Below are 3,048 nucleotides of genomic sequence, written 5' to 3'. Positions count from 1 at the left end.
CCTTGCGCTAATAGATGAGCCTAAGTCGGATTAGCTAGTTGGTGGGGTAAAGGCCTACCAAGGCGACGATCTGTAGCGGGTCTGAGAGGATGATCCGCCACACTGGGACTGAGACACGGCCCAGACTCCTACGGGAGGCAGCAGTGGGGAATATTGGACAATGGGGGGAACCCTGATCCAGCCATGCCGCGTGTGTGAAGAAGGCCTTTTGGTTGTAAAGCACTTTAAGCGAGGAGGAGGCTACTTAGATTAATACTCTAGGATAGTGGACGTTACTCGCAGAATAAGCACCGGCTAACTCTGTGCCAGCAGCCGCGGTAATACAGAGGGTGCAAGCGTTAATCGGATTTACTGGGCGTAAAGCGCGCGTAGGTGGCCAATTAAGTCAAATGTGAAATCCCCGAGCTTAACTTGGGAATTGCATTCGATACTGGTTGGCTAGAGTATGGGAGAGGATGGTAGAATTCCAGGTGTAGCGGTGAAATGCGTAGAGATCTGGAGGAATACCGATGGCGAAGGCAGCCATCTGGCCTAATACTGACACTGAGGTGCGAAAGCATGGGGAGCAAACAGGATTAGATACCCTGGTAGTCCATGCCGTAAACGATGTCTACTAGCCGTTGGGGCCTTTGAGGCTTTAGTGGCGCAGCTAACGCGATAAGTAGACCGCCTGGGGAGTACGGTCGCAAGACTAAAACTCAAATGAATTGACGGGGGCCCGCACAAGCGGTGGAGCATGTGGTTTAATTCGATGCAACGCGAAGAACCTTACCTGGTCTTGACATAGTAAGAACTTTCCAGAGATGGATTGGTGCCTTCGGGAACTTACATACAGGTGCTGCATGGCTGTCGTCAGCTCGTGTCGTGAGATGTTGGGTTAAGTCCCGCAACGAGCGCAACCCTTTTCCTTATTTGCCAGCGGGTTAAGCCGGGAACTTTAAGGATACTGCCAGTGACAAACTGGAGGAAGGCGGGGACGACGTCAAGTCATCATGGCCCTTACGACCAGGGCTACACACGTGCTACAATGGTCGGTACAAAGGGTTGCTACCTAGCGATAGGATGCTAATCTCAAAAAGCCGATCGTAGTCCGGATTGGAGTCTGCAACTCGACTCCATGAAGTCGGAATCGCTAGTAATCGCGGATCAGAATGCCGCGGTGAATACGTTCCCGGGCCTTGTACACACCGCCCGTCACACCATGGGAGTTTGTTGCACCAGAAGTAGGTAGTCTAACCGCAAGGAGGACGCTTACCACGGTGTGGCAGATGACTGGGGTGAAGTCGTAACAAGGTAGCCGTAGGGGAACCTGCGGCTGGATCACCTCCTTAACGAAAGATTGACGATTGGTAAGAATCCACAACAAGTTGTTCTTCATACGATGTATCTGAGGGTCTGTAGCTCAGTTGGTTAGAGCACACGCTTGATAAGCGTGGGGTCACAAGTTCAAGTCTTGTCAGACCCACCAAATCTGACTAACGCAGCATGCAAGTGCTGAAGCAAACAGAACGGAACGATACATTGACTTATTGATAAGCTGGGGACTTAGCTTAGTTGGTAGAGCGCCTGCTTTGCACGCAGGAGGTCAGGAGTTCGACTCTCCTAGTCTCCACCATACATTGCTTCGCAATGTATCAAACATTAAGCAAACAGTTTGATAGCTTATAGAGCTTAGTGATTAAGTTGCGTATACTACGCGGCATTGTTATTAAGCTCTGTGATTTATCACAGCGTCTAGACCTGACGAAGGCTAGATCAATCATTAACAGAATATATTTGAGTTGAAATAAATTGTTTAAGGCTCAGAACTAAATTGACATTAAAATGTGACACGCAAGTGACATGTTTGAATGAAGATGCAGAACTGAGAAACTAGCGATTAACTGAATCAAGCGTTTTGGTATATGAATCTAATTGAAGCTGTACAGTGCTTAAATGCACAAGACGCCAACTGTATGATTGACTGAGTGATTGGTTAATCTGTTGCTCATCCTGCTTGTAAGGATGAACGACTGTTTGGGGTTGTATAGTCAAGTAATTAAGTGCATGTGGTGGATGCCTTGGCAGTCAGAGGCGAAGAAAGACGTGATAGCCTGCGAAAAGCTCCGGGGAGGCGGCAAATATCCTGTGATCCGGAGATGTCTGAATGGGGAAACCCACTTACCATAAGGTAGGTATTGCATGATGAATACATAGTCATGCAAGGCGAACGAGGGGAAGTGAAACATCTCAGTACCCTTAGGAAAAGAAATCAATTGAGATTCCCTCAGTAGCGGCGAGCGAAAGGGGAAGAGCCCATTAAGTCATATAAGTTCTAGTGGAACGCTCTGGGAAGTGCGACCGTAGACGGTGATAGTCCTGTACACGAAAGGGCTTATATGATGATGTCGAGTAGGGCGAGGCACGTGAAACCTTGTCTGAATATGGGGGGACCATCCTCCAAGGCTAAATACTCCTGACTGACCGATAGTGAACCAGTACCGTGAGGGAAAGGCGAAAAGAACCCCTGTGAGGGGAGTGAAATAGATCCTGAAACCGCATGCATACAAGCAGTGGGAGCCGACTTGTTCGGTGACTGCGTACCTTTTGTATAATGGGTCAGCGACTTATATTCAGTAGCAAGGTTAACCGAATAGGGGAGCCGTAGGGAAACCGAGTCTTAATAGGGCGCATTAGTTGCTGGGTATAGACCCGAAACCAGGTGATCTATCCATGAGCAGGTTGAAGGTTGGGTAACACTAACTGGAGGACCGAACCCACTGTCGTTGAAAAGCCAGGGGATGACTTGTGGATAGGGGTGAAAGGCTAATCAAACTTGGTGATAGCTGGTTCTCCCCGAAAGCTATTTAGGTAGCGCCTCGGACGAATACCATTGGGGGTAGAGCACTGTTTCGGCTAGGGGGTCATCCCGACTTACCAAACCGATGCAAACTCCGAATACCAATGAGTACTATCCGGGAGACAGACTGCGGGTGCTAACGTCCGTAGTCAAGAGGAAAACAATCCAGACCGCCAGCTAAGGCCCCAAAATTATAGTTAAGTGGGAAA

At 48.9% G+C, this 3,048-nt stretch carries 2 tRNA genes and 2 rRNA genes; all 4 read left to right on the top strand.

The features are described 5' to 3' along the window. Nucleotides 1–1,331 (top strand): 16S ribosomal RNA (locus tag FTV48_RS14305); the annotation flags it as partial. A 60-nt stretch (nt 1,332–1,391) separates the two neighbouring features. Continuing rightward, nucleotides 1,392–1,468: transfer RNA gene (locus FTV48_RS14300), tRNA-Ile, on the top strand. A 71-nt stretch (nt 1,469–1,539) separates the two neighbouring features. Next, nucleotides 1,540–1,615: transfer RNA gene (locus tag FTV48_RS14295), tRNA-Ala, on the top strand. Nucleotides 1,616–2,028: 413 nt separating this feature from the next. Further along, nucleotides 2,029–3,048, top strand: a 23S ribosomal RNA gene (locus FTV48_RS14290); the annotation flags it as partial.

Source organism: Acinetobacter sp. YH18001 (assembly GCF_013416975.1).
GTDB lineage: Bacteria > Pseudomonadota > Gammaproteobacteria > Pseudomonadales > Moraxellaceae > Acinetobacter > Acinetobacter pseudolwoffii.
Note: the sequence above shows the minus strand (reverse complement) of the source record. Positions and strands in the feature narration are given on the sequence as shown.